The sequence below is a fragment of the Pseudomonas sp. RW409 genome (genome assembly GCF_003184125.1).
GTDB lineage: Bacteria > Pseudomonadota > Gammaproteobacteria > Pseudomonadales > Pseudomonadaceae > Aquipseudomonas > Aquipseudomonas chlororaphis_I.
Genome location: NZ_QHHP01000021.1, coordinates 122,057 through 138,717, shown reverse-complemented (window position 1 = coordinate 138,717; position 16,661 = coordinate 122,057). Strand labels below are relative to the sequence as shown.

General features: G+C 62.4%; 11 protein-coding genes. 4 read left to right on the top strand and 7 right to left on the bottom strand.

What is annotated here, in order from left to right; genetic code table 11:
• Nucleotides 1–63: 63 nt before the first annotated feature.
• The 3 genes from DK261_RS09405 (at nt 64) to DK261_RS09395 (ending at nt 3,410) form a co-directional block, all read left to right on the top strand.
• Complete coding sequence (locus DK261_RS09405; protein ID WP_016701875.1) at nt 64–399, top strand: hypothetical protein; 336 nt, start codon at nt 64–66, stop codon at nt 397–399.
• 707 nt (nt 400–1,106) lie between these two features.
• Nucleotides 1,107–2,753, top strand: a complete 1,647-nt coding sequence (gene mqo, locus DK261_RS09400; protein ID WP_038633613.1) for a malate dehydrogenase (quinone) — start codon at nt 1,107–1,109, stop codon at nt 2,751–2,753.
• Nucleotides 2,754–3,011: 258 nt separating this feature from the next.
• Nucleotides 3,012–3,410, top strand: a complete 399-nt coding sequence (locus tag DK261_RS09395) for a hypothetical protein (RefSeq protein ID WP_038633611.1) — start codon at nt 3,012–3,014, stop codon at nt 3,408–3,410.
• Between the two features lie 12 nt (nt 3,411–3,422).
• Here DK261_RS09395 and DK261_RS09390 read toward each other — a convergent pair whose 3' ends face one another.
• The 6 genes from DK261_RS09390 to DK261_RS09365 form a co-directional block, all read right to left on the bottom strand.
• Nucleotides 3,423–5,606, bottom strand: coding sequence for a TonB-dependent siderophore receptor (locus DK261_RS09390; protein ID WP_110175633.1), 2,184 nt, complete (start codon nt 5,604–5,606; stop codon nt 3,423–3,425).
• A 326-nt stretch (nt 5,607–5,932) separates the two neighbouring features.
• Nucleotides 5,933–7,339 (bottom strand): ATP-binding protein, encoded by a 1,407-nt coding sequence (locus DK261_RS09385; RefSeq protein WP_038633605.1) that lies wholly within the window; start codon nt 7,337–7,339, stop codon nt 5,933–5,935.
• Nucleotides 7,336–9,147, bottom strand: a complete 1,812-nt coding sequence (locus DK261_RS09380; protein ID WP_110175632.1) for a DAHL domain-containing protein — start codon at nt 9,145–9,147, stop codon at nt 7,336–7,338. The genes DK261_RS09385 and DK261_RS09380 overlap by 4 nt, the downstream gene beginning before the upstream one ends.
• Complete coding sequence (locus DK261_RS09375) at nt 9,144–10,097, bottom strand: cytochrome-c peroxidase (protein ID WP_016701870.1); 954 nt, start codon at nt 10,095–10,097, stop codon at nt 9,144–9,146. The genes DK261_RS09380 and DK261_RS09375 overlap by 4 nt, the downstream gene beginning before the upstream one ends.
• Before the next feature lie 25 nt (nt 10,098–10,122).
• Nucleotides 10,123–11,991, bottom strand: a complete 1,869-nt coding sequence (locus tag DK261_RS09370) for a GGDEF and EAL domain-containing protein (protein ID WP_009049749.1) — start codon at nt 11,989–11,991, stop codon at nt 10,123–10,125.
• Nucleotides 11,988–14,264: an EAL domain-containing protein gene (locus DK261_RS09365; protein WP_053269436.1), complete on the bottom strand. Its 2,277-nt coding sequence runs from the start codon at nt 14,262–14,264 to the stop codon at nt 11,988–11,990. The genes DK261_RS09370 and DK261_RS09365 overlap by 4 nt, the downstream gene beginning before the upstream one ends.
• A 213-nt stretch (nt 14,265–14,477) precedes the next feature.
• Here DK261_RS09365 and DK261_RS09360 point away from each other — a divergent pair, with 213 nt between their 5' ends.
• Entirely contained in the window at nt 14,478–15,836 is a 1,359-nt protein-coding gene (locus DK261_RS09360) for an HD domain-containing phosphohydrolase (RefSeq protein WP_009049747.1), read from the top strand.
• Between the two features lie 17 nt (nt 15,837–15,853).
• Here the strand turns inward: DK261_RS09360 and DK261_RS09355 are convergent, their stop codons facing one another.
• Entirely contained in the window at nt 15,854–16,567 is a 714-nt protein-coding gene (locus DK261_RS09355) for a murein L,D-transpeptidase catalytic domain family protein (protein ID WP_009049746.1), read from the bottom strand.
• Nucleotides 16,568–16,661 lie beyond the last annotated feature (94 nt).

The following is a 16,661-nucleotide window of genomic DNA, read 5'->3' as shown; positions in this document are numbered from 1 at the left end:
GCTGCTAACGGTCGGCGCGGGCAAATGATACATTTCTCGATTTTTTAGGGGTGAGGAAGACATATGCGAGTTTGGCTAGGGGCGTCGTTGATGGGACTGTTGGCCGGGTGTTCGTTACCCACGGCTTTGGCACCGGGCAAGCCGAATGTCAGTGAGCTGACTGGCAAAACGCCAAAAGACTATGCGCAGTGTGTTCTGCCAGCCTGGCAGCGTGAGACGCCCAGGAGCACCCAGGCCGATATCTCCAACGGTTATCGGATCACCGCTCCTGGCAGCCTGGCATCGGATGAGGTCGTGGAAGTGGTGAAGTCGAAGAACGGCAGCCTGGTCTCGCTCTACCAGGGAACACCCTGGGCCAAGTCCGCGGTGCTGAAAAAGGCCGTGCACGATTGCCTGTAAGGCCGCTTCATGCCTTGCGTGAACGACCTGTCAAAGTGACAGCCCGCTGCCGTGGAACCGCAGGATCCCACCCACAAGAAAGCCCTGACCGTTCAGGGCTTTTTTGTGCCGGGTATTCGCCGGGCCTTGTCCGGAGGGCTCACTTCGCTCGCATCAAGGCAAGTTCTTGAATCATCAAGGTGCTTTTCTGCATAAAAACAGGATAAATCTGACAGTTTTTTTGACGGCTTTATCCGTCCAGTAGACAATGGCGCGTTAGCCACCACCCATGATGGCCATTTCGTTTTCAGCAGGAGGGCTGCCAGGGTTGGGGGCGATCCCTGTTGCGATACCCGTGGCCTTGCCGCTGTCAGGCGGTGATCGGGTCATTGGCAGCAGGCCGATCGTGATACCGGGTGTTGTTGACTCACTCCTTTGGTTACACCCGACTAGTCTCTCTGTGGGAATGTGGTTTTAGCGGGCGTTTCGGACCGTCGATCGATGCTGTCCGAAGGCGTCCCAACAAAAGAGTGTCACTCAAGTAGCTGAAGCCAATAGCGAATAAGAAGTCAGCGCAGGAGCGACATATAAACTGAGGTCGATAGTGTCATGTCGGCCTTGTGTGCCCACCCTTCAGTTCTTCTGAGTGCGGGAACCCATGGCGGTGCCGGGGCGACTGATGATCGAGAATGGGGGGGCGGATGGCGTTCTATCGTAGGAACTACTGTATGTTGAAAAAAGTGAACACGGCCCTGCTGGGCTTGGCGATGACGATGGGGCTCAGCTCCGCGTACGCCGCCGAGACCAAGAAAGTGGATGTGCTGCTCATCGGTGGCGGCATCATGAGTTCGACCCTGGGTGTCTGGCTCAATGAGCTGGAGCCGGGCTGGTCGATGGAAATGGTCGAGCGCCTCGACGGCGTTGCCGAAGAAAGCTCGAACGGCTGGAACAACGCCGGTACCGGTCACTCTGCCCTGGCGGAACTGAACTACACCCCGGAAAACAAGGACGGCAAGGTCGAGATCGCCAAGGCCATCGAGATCAACGAAGCGTTCCAGATTTCCCGCCAGTTCTGGTCGTGGCAAGTCAAGAACAATGTCCTGAAGAACCCGCGTTCGTTCATCAACTCCACTCCGCACATGAGCTTCGTGTGGGGCGATGACAACATCAAGTTCCTGAAGAAACGCTACGAAGCGCTTCAGGCGAGCCCGCTGTTCGCCGGCATGCAGTACTCCGAAGACCCGGAGCAGATCAAGAAGTGGGTCCCGCTGATGATGGAAGGGCGCGATCCGAAGCAGAAGATCGCCGCCACCTGGTCGCCGCTCGGCACCGACATGAACTTCGGCGAGATCACCCGCCAGTTCGTCGGCCACCTGAAAGCCCAGCCGAACTTCTCGCTCAAGCTGTCGAGCGAAGTGGAAGACATCAAGCGTAACGAAGATGGCTCCTGGCGCGTGGTGTACAAGAACCTGAAAGACGGTACTGAAACCCAGACCGACGCCAAGTTCGTGTTCATCGGCGCGGGCGGCGGTGCCCTGCACCTGCTGCAGAAGTCGGGCATCCCTGAAGCCCAGGAATATGCCGGTTTCCCTGTGGGCGGCTCGTTCCTGGTGACCGAGAACCCGGCGATCGCCGAGCAGCACCTGGCGAAGGCCTACGGCAAGGCGTCGGTCGGCGCTCCACCGATGTCGGTGCCGCACCTGGACACCCGCGTGCTGGACGGCAAGCGCGTGATCCTGTTTGGCCCGTTCGCGACCTTCTCCACCAAGTTCCTCAAGGAAGGTTCGTACCTCGACCTGCTGACCACTACCACCACTCACAACATCTGGCCGATGACCAAGGTCGGCATCAAGGAGTACCCGCTGGTCGAGTACCTCGCCGGCCAGCTGATGCTGTCGGATGAAGACCGCCTGAATGCCCTGAAAGAGTACTTCCCTAACGCCAAGGCTGAAGACTGGCGTCTGTGGCAGGCCGGCCAGCGTGTGCAGATCATCAAGCGCGACGAGCAGCTGGGTGGCGTGCTGAAACTGGGCACCGAGATCGTCAGCGCCAAGGACGGCAGCATTGCCGGCCTGCTGGGTGCCTCGCCAGGTGCTTCGACCGCCGCGCCGATCATGCTCAGCGTGCTGGAGAAGGTCTTCAAGGACAAGGTCGCGACTCCTGCCTGGCAGGCGAAGCTGCACCAGATCGTGCCGAGCTACGGTACCCAGCTCAACGGCAGTCCTGAGCGTGTCGCTCAAGAGTGGGCCTACACCAGCGAAGTGTTGCAATTGACTCCGCCACCGGCCATCGGTCAGACCGCTGCTCCTCAGCAGCCGGCTGGCGACAAGCCGAAAGCGCAAGAGAGCAACCCGTCGGCTGACATGGCTCTGTAATACCCGGCTGCGCCCAACACCGTTGGATGCAGCCAATGCCCGGAACCCGCTGTTCGTTCCAGGTAAAAAAAACGCCGCTCCCAGGAGCGGCGTTTTTGTTTGTGCGGTGGGCTCAAGCGCCTTTGCCCTCGCGTCCTGCGACCCTGCCTTGCGCCCATGGCGCCTTGCTGACCGAAACATCCAGGTCACGCCTGCCCGGGAACTATTGCCGGGAAATCCCTTTCCATAAGCTCGACGCAATGATGCCTGGAGAAGGCGATGTTCAGAGCTGGCTCTTTAATCTCGATCGTCTCGATTCTGCTATCGATCCCGCTGGATGCCGGCGCCGCGCCTGGCGCGCAGGCGAACGCGCGGTACTCCGACGATCATGCGAATTGGGAGCGTCTTCCCGTGGTCAACTACTACCAGGTGAAAACGCTGTTGCAGGCTTCGAAGCGGGACTGGAGCCCGACCGCGGCCCTGCCGGCGGACGTCAGGCAGAACCTTCGCCGGGGCAGGACGTTGCCCGCGCAGCAATCGCGACGCTTGAACCCCAGGCTGCTCCGGCAGTTGCCGCGTTACGACGGCTACCAATGGTGGCGTGCGGGTTCCGATCTGCTGCTGGTCAGGACCTCGAACCAGATGATCTTCGACGTCCTGGCCGATGCCTTCCAGTAGGCCTGGCCCCGATCAGAAGTTGATCGAGGCACTCAAGCGCGCGGTCAGGGGCGCGCCCTGGAACAGGTAGCCATCGCCCATGTATTCACCGGCGTCACGCCAGTAGCGCTTGTCGAACAGGTTGTCCACGGTCAGCCGGAACACGGTGTCGTAACCGTCGATGCGGGTGCTGTAGCGACTGCCGATGTTGAACACGGCGTAGCTGCCGGTCTGCACTTCGCCCTCGCGGTTGGCGTATTTGCGACCGCTGTACTGCACCCCGCCGAGCAGCGCCAAACCGTCGAACCAGGGCAGGGCGTAGTCGCCATAGAGGCTGGCGCGCAGGGTCGGCACGTTGAGCGCCTGGTGACCTTCGTACTCCGGGGTGTCGCTGCCGGTGACCCGCGCGCGGATCGCCGCGACACTGGCCGAGACTTGCAGGCGTTGGGTGGCCCAGCCATTGGCCGAGAGTTCCAGGCCGGTGTTCTTCTGTTCGCCCTGCTGGGTGAAGGTAAAGGTGCCGTCGCCATTCGGCCGGGAATACTGGTAGGCCTGGCGGATCTGGAACAGCGCCGCGGCCAGGCTGATGCGCTGCCAGTCGTATTTGATGCCGGCCTCGATCTGCCGCGACACGGTGGGCGCGAGGATCTCGAAGGCATTGCTGGCGAACCACGGCGCTTCGCCGCCCAGGGACAGGCCCTTGCTGTAACGGGTGTACAGCGCCAGGTTCTGCACCGGCTTATAGATCAGCGCGGCCTGGGGCAGGAACACATAACGCTGGGTGTGGCGGGTGGTGTCGCCCTGGCTGTCGAAGGTTTCCTCGTCCAGGCGTACTTCGCGCCCGCCGAGCACGGTCTGCCAGTGTTCGTTGAAGCTGATGCGGTCGTTGAAGAACAGCCCGTACTGGCGGCTGTCCAGGCGGCGATAGGCGTCGTTGAGCGGTCCGTCGTAGCGGGCGAAATCCGCTGGTTCGCCGTTGATATTGGCGCTGCCGATCATCTGGTTGATCGGGTCGCGCTTGTCCACCACGCGGCGGAAGGCGCTGGTCCCGACGCTGAGTTCGTGGCCCAGGCCGGCAGTGTCGAAGCTGCCGCTGAGGACGGCCTGTACCTCATCGTTGCGCCGGGTATCGTCGGGGCTGCGGAAGTCGTAGATGTCGTAGTCGCCCTCGGGGCTGAAGTGATTGGGCACCGCTGTGCCGGCGCAACTGGCGGCGCCATAGCAACCCCAGGCGAACGAGCTGTAGTCGTCGATCACCACCCGGCTGCGCGAGGCGCTGAGGTTGCCTTTCCATTGATCGTTGAAGCGGTATTCGAAATTGCCATTGAGGTTCAGCGCGTCGGTGCTGACCGGCTTCGAGCCGCTCTGGTGCGCCAGGAGCTTTTTCGGCGAGGCGTGGTGCGGCAGGCTGGAGCCGCCGAGCAACTGATAGCCCGGGGCCGAACGCTGTTCCTTGGTCTGGTACTCGACATCCAGTTGCAACAGGGCGTCGGGGCTGATGTTCCAGTCGAAGGCCAGGGACGCGAAGTCGCGCTGGCCATTGGTGTGTTCGACGTAAGAGTGGATGTCCTCGTGGGCCAGGTTGGCGCGCAGCCCGAACTGCTGCTCGCTGCCGAACCAGCCGCCGACGTCGGTGGCCACATAGCCGCTGCCGCGATCGTCGGTGGAGACCGTGACCGAGCGCACGTCGGTGGGGCGCTTGGTCACGTAGTTGATCAGCCCGCCGGGCTCGCTGACGCCGCTCTGCAGGCCGTTCAGCCCCTTGAGCAATTCCACCTGCTGCTTGTTTTCCAGGCCGACGTTCTGCTCGCCGGTGATGCTGCGACCATTGATCCGGTAGCTGCTGGCGGCGTTCAGGGAGAAACCGCGCACCGTGAAGTTCTCGTAGTAGCCGACCGGCGCGTAGCTTTCGCCGACCGAGGCGTCGTTCTTCAGCACCTCGCTGAGCAGGCGGGCCTGCTGGTCCTTGATCAAGTCTTCGTTGATCACCGCAATCGAGGCTGGCGTGTCGAGCAGGGGAGCGGCCTCGAAACCACCGACCGCGGCGCTGCTGGCCTGATAACCGGAGCGGTCTTCGCCGGTCACGGTCAGCGCCGGCAGTTCGGTTTCGGCGGCCTGGGTCACGGGGGCGGCACCGGCCAGCAGCAGGCTCAGCAGATTGCGCGCGAACCGCGGGGCGGGCAGCCCCTGGCGGGAGGCCCGGTAAAGCATATCCATGAAAAGCTCCTCGACGATGGCGATCCCGGCCCCGGCGAATACCAGGCACGGAGGCCCAGGCGCGCTCGGGAAAGCATCGTGCTGTTTAAGACGGGGGAAGCGCTGTGTGCCCTGAAGGCGTCAGGCCGGATTTGCTCCGGTGGTCATTGGCAAGACGAAATCCGCGACCCATTCTTGAAGCGCGCCATCATACAAGAGATCGGGCTCGTGGCATGCACGGTCCCTGTAGGAGCGAGGCTTGCCCGCGATCGCGGCCTGCCTGACCCACCGCACTGCCTGGATCGCCGGCAAGCCTGGCTCCTACAGAGGCGATAGCGTGGGGTCGTTCAGCCGGCCTTTCGACTCTGGTGTACCGGGAGCTCGACGCGGAAGGTGGTGCCGACACCGACCTCGCTGCGCACCGAGATGTCGCCGCGGTGCTTCTTGACGATGCCGTAGGACAGCGACAGCCCCAGCCCTGTGCCCTGGCCCACGGGCTTGGTGGTGAAAAACGGGTCGAAGATCTTCTGCAGGCTGTCCGGCGGGATGCCCGAGCCGTTGTCGGCCACTTCGATCCATACGTTTTCGCCCTCGACGCCATTGCGCAGGGTAATGGTGCCCCGTTCGTTGCCCATGGCCTGGGCGGCGTTGACGATCAGGTTCATCACCACCTGGTTGATCTGCGAAGGCAGGCACTCGACCTCCGGCAGCTCGGCGTATTCCTTGATCACGTCGGCCTTGTACTTGATCTCGGCGGCGACGATGTTCAGGGTCGAGTCGATGCCCTGTTGCAGGTTCGCCCATTGCCATTCCTGGGTCGAATCGACCCGGGAAAAGTCCTTGAGGTCCTTGACGATCTGGCTGACTCGGCCGATGCCGTCCTTGGACTCCTTGATCAGCAATGGAATGTCCTCGAGGAGGAAATCCAGCTCGATGTCCGTGCGCAGCTGTTTCAGCCGATCGCGCAGCTCGTTGGCGCCGATCCCGGTTTCGGCGTTGGCGTAAGCCTCGAGCATCTCCTGCAAGCGCTTGAAGTAATTGTCCAGGGCGCCGAGGTTGGAGGAAATGAAGCCGATCGGGTTGTTGATTTCGTGGGCGACCCCGGCGGCCAACTGGCCCAGGGAGGCGAGCTTTTCCGATTGCACCAGCTGGCTTTCCAGCAGCTTGCGCTCGTCGATTTCCCGTTGCAGCGCGGCGCTGGCCTGCTTGAACGCCAGGGTGCGTTGCTCCACCCGTTCTTCCAGCTCGCTCATCTGCAGCTGCGCGCGCAAGGTCATTTCCCACTTGGTGGTGAGGGTGTTGGCCATCTGCTGGACTTCGATATTGTCGAAGGGCTTTTTCAGGATCAGCAGGCGGTCATGACCGTTCAGGCGATCGAGCAACTCGTCCCAGGAGTAGTCGGAATAGGCGGTGCACACCACCACCTGCAGCAGTGGGTCGTGTTTCCACAACTCTTCGATGGTTTGCGCGCCATCCCAGCCATCGGGCATACGCATGTCGACAAAGGCCAGGGCATAGGGCTGGCCCTTGCTCGCCGCCTCCAGCAGTTTGCCCAGGCCTTCCTGGCCACCGTAGGCCGAGTCCAGTTCGAACACCGTGGCGGCGGTTTTCGGCGCACTGCCGAACAGCGTGCTTTCCATTGCATCGAGGTCGGCGCTGTCGCCGGTCTTGGGGGTGAGGATCTTGCGGAAGTCGTCGTGGATCGCAGGGGTGTCGTCGATCAGCAGGACGCGCCGGTTTATCGGGTTGTTCATGACTCACCTTCGGCGGGGATCAAGGGGATCTGCAGGACGAACAGCGCGCCTTTGCCCGGACCGTCGCTGTGGGCGGTCAGGTGGCCATTCATCTCGATGGCCGCCAGTGCGCAACTGTGCAGGCCGAACCCATGGCCTTCCTTACGGGTGGTGAAGCCGTGGGCGAAGATGCGGGTCATGTTTTCCGGGGCGATGCCTTCGCCTTCGTCGCGCACGCTGATCTGCAAGGTTTCGCCGTCGACCACCGCTGCCGCCAGGGTCATGTTGCGCGTCTGGTTGGCCAGGTCGGACATGGCGTACTTGGCGTTGCTGATCAGGTTGATCAGGATCAGCAGCAGGCGGTGTTTGTCGCCCATGATCCGCGGCACATCGGCGTAATCCTTGAGCACGGTCACATGGTGGCGGGTGAGGGCGCCGGAGTTCATGCGCAGCGCGTCTTCGAGCAGTTCGCTGATCGACAGGGGTTCCAGCAGGCTGCTGGCACCCGCATAGGATTGCTGGGTGGCGACGATGTCCTTGATGTGATCGACGCTTTTGCTCAGTTGCGTCAGCTCCTCGGTCATGCCTTGCTGTTCCAGGTCGATGGCCTCGACCAGCTGGTTCAGGTAGCCGGGCAGCAACTTGCCTTTTGCATCCTCGGTGAGAAAGCTGCCCAGGTCCTCTTTGTGTTCGTTGATCAGTTGCATCGCCTTGCCCAGCCCCTGGGCCTTGCTGTTGCGCAGCTTGCGGCTGACCAGGTCGGCGGAGATGTTCACGCTGTTGAGCACGTTGCCGACGTTGTGCAGGACGTTGGTGGCGATTTCCGCCATGCCGGCCTGGCGGGCGGTGTCGAGCAGCTCGCTCTGGGTGTCCTTGAGCTGGCGCGTGCGCTCTTCGACCCTTTGCTCGAGTTCGTCGTTGGCGGTCACCAGGGCCCGGTTCATCTGGTTGATCTCGGCAAAGCTGCGGATCAGGCGGATGCCCAGCCAGATCAGCAGCAGCACCAGCAGCGCGGAAAACAGCAGCAGGTAGAAATGGTACTGCTGGTCGACGGTCTCGGCCTGCTGCTGGTCGCGGTTGAGCAGGACGGTGATGTCGTCCAGGCGTTCGTCGACCGGCACCACTTCTATTTCCTCGAGCAGGCGGTTGACCTTGGGTTGCTCGCGCAGGATCAGCCCGACGTGGTTGCTGAGGGTATCGATCAGCTCATGGAAGTCCGTGGGCAAGCGCTCCTTGTTGACCGCCAGCTTGTTCAGGCCCACCAGGATGTCCGCGGCCCGGTCGGCGGAGGTGACCTGGGCGAACTCCAGGCTGCTGAGCAACAGGTCGTAGGTATCGGTGGCGATGTTCTGCAACTGCAATTTGTCCACGTCCTGCAGTTGCGCCAGCTCCTGCTGGATGTCGTCCTCGGCGGTCGGCAGGAAGGCCAGGGAGTTGCGCAGCACGGAGTTGTGCGACTTGAACTGTTCCACCAGCCGGGTCTTTTCCTTTATCGCGCTCAGGTAGCCGTCATGGGCGTTGCGCCACAGCGGCGAATCGTTGCGCTGGTTCTGAGCCTCTATCGAGTCGAATTTCTGCCACAGGCGCGTCATTTCGCCCAGGGGTGAAACCAGTGGGTCGTAGTTGTGGGTGATGGCCACCCTGGCCTTGAGTATTTCGTTCTCCCACAGCGAATCCTGCTGCTTGATCTGGCGGATCAGGTCGCGGGATTCGGTGTAGGTCACGGTCTGGTCGGACCTGGACTTGAGGTAGAGAAACAACAGGATCGAAGCCAGCAGGGCCGCCAGGGCGGACAGCAGCAGGATGCTCACGCGACGGGATACTTTCATAAGGGTTTGCCTTCCCACTCGCCGGTCAGGGTCTTGAGAAACTTGACGATCAGACGTTTGTCTTCCTCGGACGGTGTACGCCCCAACTGGTACTTGAACATCACCGCCACGGCGCCTTCGAGGGTGGCTTGCGAGCCGTCGTGGAAGTACGGCGCGGTGACCGCGACGTTACGCAGGCTCGGCACCTTGAACACATTGCGGTCTTCTTCTTCGCCCGTGACGTTGAACCGTCCCAGGTCGGCCTCGGTCGGATTGCCCCGGGCCGCGAAGTAGTCGCCGAGCACGCCGAATTTCTGGAACATGTTGCCGCCGATATTCACCCCCTGGTGACAGGCGATGCAGCCGTATTCCTGGAAGCGCTGGTAGCCGTACTTTTCCTCGATGTCGAGGATCTCGGTGTTGCCCGCCAGGTACTGGTCGAAGCGCGAGTTGACACTGAGCAGGGTGCGCTCGTAGTCGGCCAGGGCGCCCTGGATATTGCTCTGGGTCACGGCGTCGGGGTAGGCGTCGGCGAAGGCGGTGCGATAGGCCGGGTCGTCGGCAATGCGTTGCACCACGACTTTCCAGTCGCTGCCCATTTCACTGGGGCTCTGCACCACGATATGCACCTGGTCTTCCAGGGTCTCGACCCGACCGTCCCAGAACTGATGGAAGTTCAGGCTGGCGTTGAACACGCTCGGGGTATTGACCACCACCGGCTTGCCATCGAAACCCAGGGAGTGCGGGACGGTGTCGGCACCACCTTGGTCGAGGCGATGGCAACTGGCGCATGACAGGCTGTTGTTCACCGACAGGCGTGGGTCGTTGAACAGTCGTCGTCCCAGTTCGACCCGTTTGCTGTCCAGCACCGGAACTGCGGGGAGGGGTTTGAGCGGTCCTTCCAGTGGCGCAGCCGCGGCGCCTGGAGCGAACAGCAAGCCAGTCGAAAGGAGTAAGACGAGTGACAACATGGAGGTTTCCTTACCAGGCACAACTTCATGGATGGGGCAGGTGAGGTTGCAGGGAGTCGACCAGGAAGCGGGCGAAGGCGTCGGGCTCCACGGCCTTGCTGAAGTAGAAGCCCTGGCCTTCCTCGCAATGGTGGCGCTTGAGGAAGTCCAGTTGCTCGAGGGTCTCGATCCCTTCGGCGATGATGCTCAGGTTGAGGCTCTTGCCCAGGTCGATGATGCTGCTGACCAGTTTCGCGTCGTTGCTGTCGGTACCCAGGTCACGCACGAACGACTGGTCGATCTTCAGCACGTCGACCGGGAACTTCTGCAGGTAACTCAAGCTCGAGTAGCCGGTGCCAAAGTCGTCGATGGCCAGGCGCACGCCCAGTTGCTTGATGGCGCGGAGCGTGGCGATGGTGGCGTCGACGTTCTGCATCAGCACGCTTTCGGTGATTTCCAGCTCCAGCAGCTTCGGGGCGAGCCCGGTCTCGGTCAGCGTGCGGGTGAGACGCTCGACGTAGTCGCGCTGGCGAAAATCGATGGCCGACACGTTCACCGACATGCAGATGGGGGGCAGGCCCTGCTTTTGCCAGGCCTGGGATTGCAGGCAGGCTTGGCGCAATACCCATTGGCTGAGGGCGACGATCAATCCGCTGTCTTCGGCCACCGGGATGAAGGCCGAGGGGAACACCCAGCCATGGCCGGGCCGGTTCCAGCGCACCAGCGCTTCGGCGCCGACCACCGTGCCCCGGGCCAGGTCCAGCTTGGGCTGGTAGTGCAGGACGAACTCTTCGCGCTGCAACGCCAGGCGCAGGCCGGTTTCCAGGGTCTGCTGCTGGCGCGCGCGCAGGTTCATGTCGTCGATGAAAAAACTGAAGTCGTTGGGGCCGCAATCCTTGACGTTGCGCATGGCGGTCTCGGCCTTCTTGATCAGCGTTACGGCATCGGAACCGTCGTCGGGGTAGATGCTGATGCCCAGGCTGGCGGTGACCGTCAGGTCGTGGCCTGCCACGGAGTGAGGGGTATTGACGGCGGCCAGGAGTTTTTCGGCCACCCCTCGGGTCTGCTGCGGATGCAGGATGTCGCCGAGAATCACCACGAACTCGTCCGAACCGTAGCGAAACACCGAGTCGGACTCGCGCACCGCCGCCGCCAGGCTCTGGGCGACGAGCTTGAGCATTTCGTCTCCCGCCGGGTGCCCGAGGGCATTGTTGATGCGTTTGAAACGGTCCAGGCCGATGAACATCACCGCCAGCTTGCGGTCATGACGGCGTGACTGTGACAGGTGCTGGGTCAGGCGGTCGCCCAGCAAGGTGCTGTTGGGCAGCCCGGTGAGCACATCGTAATGCAGCAGGTGCGACACGCTCAGCAGTTCCTGGACCCGTTCCTCGATGGTCTGTTCCAGGTTGCGCATCTTGCTCGCCACGTCCTGCGCCAGTTGCCACTTCCAGGTCAGGGCACTGGCCATCTGGCGGATCTCCAGGCTGTCGAATGGCTTTTTCAGGATCAACAGCTGGTCGCCGAACTCGATGCGTTCGGCCATGGCTTCCCAGGAGTAATCGGAGAACGCCGTGCATAAAGCGATCTGCAGCTGCGGGTCGGTTTTCCAGAGGCGTTCGACGGTCTGCAGGCCATCCCAGCCGGGTGGCATGCGCATGTCGATGAAAGCCAGGGCATACGGCCGGCCTTCGGCCTGGGCGCGCTTGACCAGTTCCACGGCCTCTTCGCCCTGGTAGGCGGAGTCGATCTGGAAGTGCTGGTGAGGCCTGCTGTTGACGCCGAACAGCAAGGCTTCGGTGCTGCCCAACAGCCCTTCGTCTTCGGGGCTGAGAATCTTGCGAAAATCCTGATGGATCGCCGGTGTGTCGTCGATGATCAGAATCCGCCGATTGGGCGCCACGGATAAAGGGCTCACCTGAAATGCTCCGACGTGGGATCCGCCGACCAGGCACTGCCATCCATAGCGACAGACCTGGCCTTGAGCAGTTCGCCAGCCTGGTCGCTGTCGACTGCCGTACCAAGTGAGTGCCCCAGTGGCGTGCCGCTGGATATCAGGGTGGTGCGCTGCTCCTGGGTTTCCACCCCTTCAGCGGTGACCCCGATCCCCACCTCGCGGGCGAAGTTGAGGATGGCCCGCAGCGTCATGGCGTTGTCCGGGTCGCTGCTGGCGCTGTCGAGAAAACGCTGGGCAAGCTTGAGGTGGTTGACCCTGTAGGTCTTGAGGTAGTCGAACGAGGAATACTCGGTGCCGAAATCGTCGATGGCGATCTTCACGCCCAGCTCGCACAACCTCGGCAGGATATCGTTGTGGGTCCACTTGGTCTGGGCCAGGGTACCCTCGGTGACGTCGAATCTCAGGTCCCACGGGCACAGGCCCCAGCGCGTGGTGGTGCGCAGCACGTCGTAGATCAGTTCCGATCCGGTCTTGAGCTGGACCAGGGACAAATGGATCGCAATCAACGGCGGCGCCACGTTCTGGTCGCGCCAGGCGCTCATCTGCCGGCAAGCCTGGTCCAGCAGCCAATGGCCGAGAGCGATGACGATGCCGGTCTTCTCGGCCGCGGGCATGAAATCCTCGGCCTCGAGCCAGCCGCGCCGGGGGTGGAGCCAACGGACCTGGGCCGCCATGCCGAGGATCCTGCCGGTGCCGAGATCGACTTCCGGCAGGTAATGCAGGTGCAGTTCGTCGCGTTCCAGGGCCAGCTTCAACTCGTTGGCCAGGGTCACCCGCTCCGTGACTTCCCGGTTGATTTCCTCGCTGTGGAAATGGAACTGGTTGCGGCCCTGGTCCTTGGAGCGATACAGCGCCATGTCCGACTGCGCCATCAGGCTGTCGGCGCTCAGGGTCTGCGGGCTGTAGAGGCTGATGCCGATGCTCACCGAGATACGCACCTCGTTACCTTCCAGCGAGTAGGGCAGCACCAGGGTGTCGCGGATTTTCGTCGCCAGCGCGGCGCAGTGCGTGGCCTCGTCGACGTCCAGTTGCAGGATCGCGAACTCGTCGCCACCCAGGCGCGCCACCACATCGTTTTCCCGGGTACAGGCCCTGATACGTCGGGACACTTCCTGCAACAACAGGTCGCCGATGGGGTGGCCGAGGGTGTCGTTGATGCGCTTGAAGTGGTCCAGGTCCAGGTAAAACATCGCGAAGGGCGAGGATCCCCGCCGGGCCGCGGCGAATGCCTGGTGCAGGCGCTCGATCAGGGTGGCGCGGTTGGCCAGCCCGGTCAGGCTGTCGGTGCGGGCCATCAGGGCCATCTTTTCTTCGGCTAGCTTGCGTTCGGTGATGTCGAGGATGATCCCTTCCACTTCGACCAGTTGGCCCTGGTCGTTGCGCACCGGGATGTAGCGGTTTTCCACCCAGCGGAAGGCACCGTCGCCGGTGCGCATGCGGAACTCGATGGACGCTCCCGCCACATCCCGGTCGAGGACCCGGAGCATGGCGCTCTCGACCTTGGCCTGGTCATCGGGGTGGATCAGCGTCTGGGCCCAGTCGGCCGAGGCCACCAGTTGCGCCGCCACATGGCCGAACTTGGTGATGTTGTGGGAGATGTACATCAACTTGAACGACGGCTCGCCGCGCAGGCGATAGAGGATGGTGGGGCTGTTCTGCACGATGATGTTGGCATCGGCCAGCTCGCGGGTGCGTTCCTCGACCGCCTGTTCCAACTGGTCCATTTTCAGCGCGGCGTCTTCGGTCATCTGCCATTTGACGGTCAGGGCGCTGGCCATCTGGCGGATCTCGATGGCATCGAAGGGCTTTTTCAGGATCAGCAGGCGGTCGCCCAGTTGCAGGCGCTCGGCGATGTCTTCCCACGAGTAGTCGGAGTAGGCGGTGCACAGGGCGATTTGCAGCTTGGGGTCGACCTGCCACAGCCGCTCGATGGTTTCCAGGCCGTCCCAGCCAGGCGGCATGCGCATGTCGATGAAGGCCATGGCATAGGGCGCATTGCGTTCCAGCGCCGCTTGCACCATGTTCAGCGCCTCCCGGCCCTGGAACGCCGAGTCGAGGAAAAAATGCTCCAGCGCGGCACTCACGGGCGTACCGAACAGGGCGGCCTCGGCGTCGCTGAGGCCGTCTTCGGGGGCATCCGTGGCGGCGAGGATCTTGCGAAAATCCTCGTGGATCGACGCCGTGTCGTCGACGATCAGAATTCGCCGGTTGGTCCGGTCTGCCGACGCCATCATCGTCGTGCTCCAACCCAGCGCGGGGACCTTATAGATAGGCTCATCGGGCTTCCCTTCCTGCTTCCTGGACATGCAATCCATTTTCGCCTTGAGCATAGTCAGGCTCCCCTGTATGCGCTAATCGGCCGGCGTCAAATCCATGCCGAAACGCTACAAGTCATCTAGCCTGTCCCAGAAGGCAGGTCTGATCGAAGTCAAAGGGGAGGGGGAGACATGGAAGAACATACAGCGGGCGCAGCCCAGGACAGATCGACGGTACTGCTGGTCGACGATGAGGAATCGATTCTCAATAGCCTTCGCCGGCTGTTACGCAGCCAGCCTTACGACATCCTGCTGGCCGACAGCGGTACCAAGGCCCTGGAAATCCTCGAGCAGCGGCCGGTCGACGTGGTCATGAGCGACGCCCGAATGCCGGGCATGGACGGCGCGACCTTGCTGGCCCATATCCATCAGCGTTATCCATCGACGCTGCGCATCCTGCTCACCGGTTATGCCGACATGACGTTGATCGCCAAGGCCATCAACGAAGGGCAGATCCATCGCTATATCAGCAAGCCCTGGAACGACGAGGACATGCTGGTGACGCTGCGCCAGGCCCTGGCCCATCACCATTCCGAAAGCGAGCGCCTGCGTCTGGAAGCGCTGACCCGGCAGCAGAACGAGCAACTGAAGAGCCTCAACTCGACCCTGGAAAAGCGCGTTGCGGCGCGCACCGCCGAGCTGCAACAGACCGCCGACATGCTCGACCTGGCCTATGAAGAGCTCAAGCGCAGCTACGTGACCGGCACCGAGGTGTTTTCGCTGCTGGCGAACCTGCGCTTGCCCAAGGCCAAGCAGACCAACCGGCAGATCATCGAACTGATTCGCGTCTACTGCATCACCCATGGCCTGGATGAAAGCGAAAGCCGCGACATGACCATGGCCGCCGCGTTGTACAACATCGGCAAGCTGAGCTGGACCGACAGCATGATGACCGCGCCGGCGGATCTGCTGCACCACACCGAGCGCGACCTGTACCGCGCCTACCCGAAACAGAGCGAATCGCTGCTGATGACCCTGGAGCCGATGAAAGACGCGGCGCGCATCATCCTGCATCACCAGGAGCGCTGGGATGGCAGTGGTTTTCCCGATCATCTCAAGGGCGAGGCGATTCCGCTGGGCTCGCGCTGGCTCAAGCTGGCCGTGGACTTCATCGAGTTGCAGCGTGGGCTGATCCTCGAACGGCAGATGAACAGCGATGAGGCGCTGCTGTTCATTCGCAAATACGCCGGCAAACTCTACGATCCGGACCTGGTGGAGGACTTCGTCGGCGTCTGCGCGGCCTATCAGAACGATGTCACCCTGGCCGATCCGACGGTCAGGGTCCTGACCACCCGGGACCTGGCTGCCGGCATGACCCTGGCGCGCAACCTGAATGCCGACAACGGCATGCTGCTGCTCAATGCCGGCAAGGTGCTGAGCGGCCCGCTGGTGGACAAACTCATCGCTTTCGAAGCGATGGAAGGGGCCAAATACAGCATCTTCGTCAAAATACCCGAAGAGCCGGAAACGGCGGCCTTAGCCGCCGGTTGAGGGACGAACGGAACGGATTAACCGCCGCTGGCGGCGACAATGCTGGCCACCTGGCGTGGCTGGCAGTTGAGATAGGGCGAGGATTTCAGCCATTGCTGGTCGGGGTACCAGGAAAACATGAACTGACCGTCCTTGAGGCGGTCGATCACCTGGCGTGCCACCTGTGGCCGCACGGCCGGGCAACCCAGGCTGCGGCCGATGCGCCCTTGGCGTCGGCTCCACAGGGGGCTCACGTAGTCGGCCGCGTGAATCACAATGTCCCGATCGCGGGCGAGGTCGTTGAAGCCTGGTTCCAGGCCGTCCATGCGCAGCGAATAACCGTGGCTGCCTTCATAACTTTCCTGGGTACGAAACAGGCCGAGGCTGGACTGGAAGCTGCCCATGCGATTGGAAAACTGGGTGGCGAAGTTTTCCCCGGATTTCTGCCCGTGGGCGACCAGGTCGCGCAGCACCAGGGTTCTTTTATTCAAATCGAAGATCCACAGGCGGCGGGCGGTGGAAGGTTGCGAATAGTCGATGACCGCCAGGTGCCGGGCCTGCCTGGCGCCGCTGTTGACGGCGCATTGCATGGCGCTCAAGGCACTTTTCAGCACTTGGGGATTGAGTTCTGGAGCGGCGTGGGCGAGGCTGTTGTAAAGCAGCGGAGTCGTGTTGTTGGCGGCGAGCGCGGGGCTGCAGATCGCGCCTAGGGTGGTCATTGCCAGGCAGAGCCGGCGCAGAAAGGTCAGCATTCTAGAGTGTCCCCACAGTCACTTTGGCTCCCGACGTCCTATCGCTCTTCTGGCAGTTCTGGTTACAGGTGGTTGGACGATTTTTCGCAGCCAC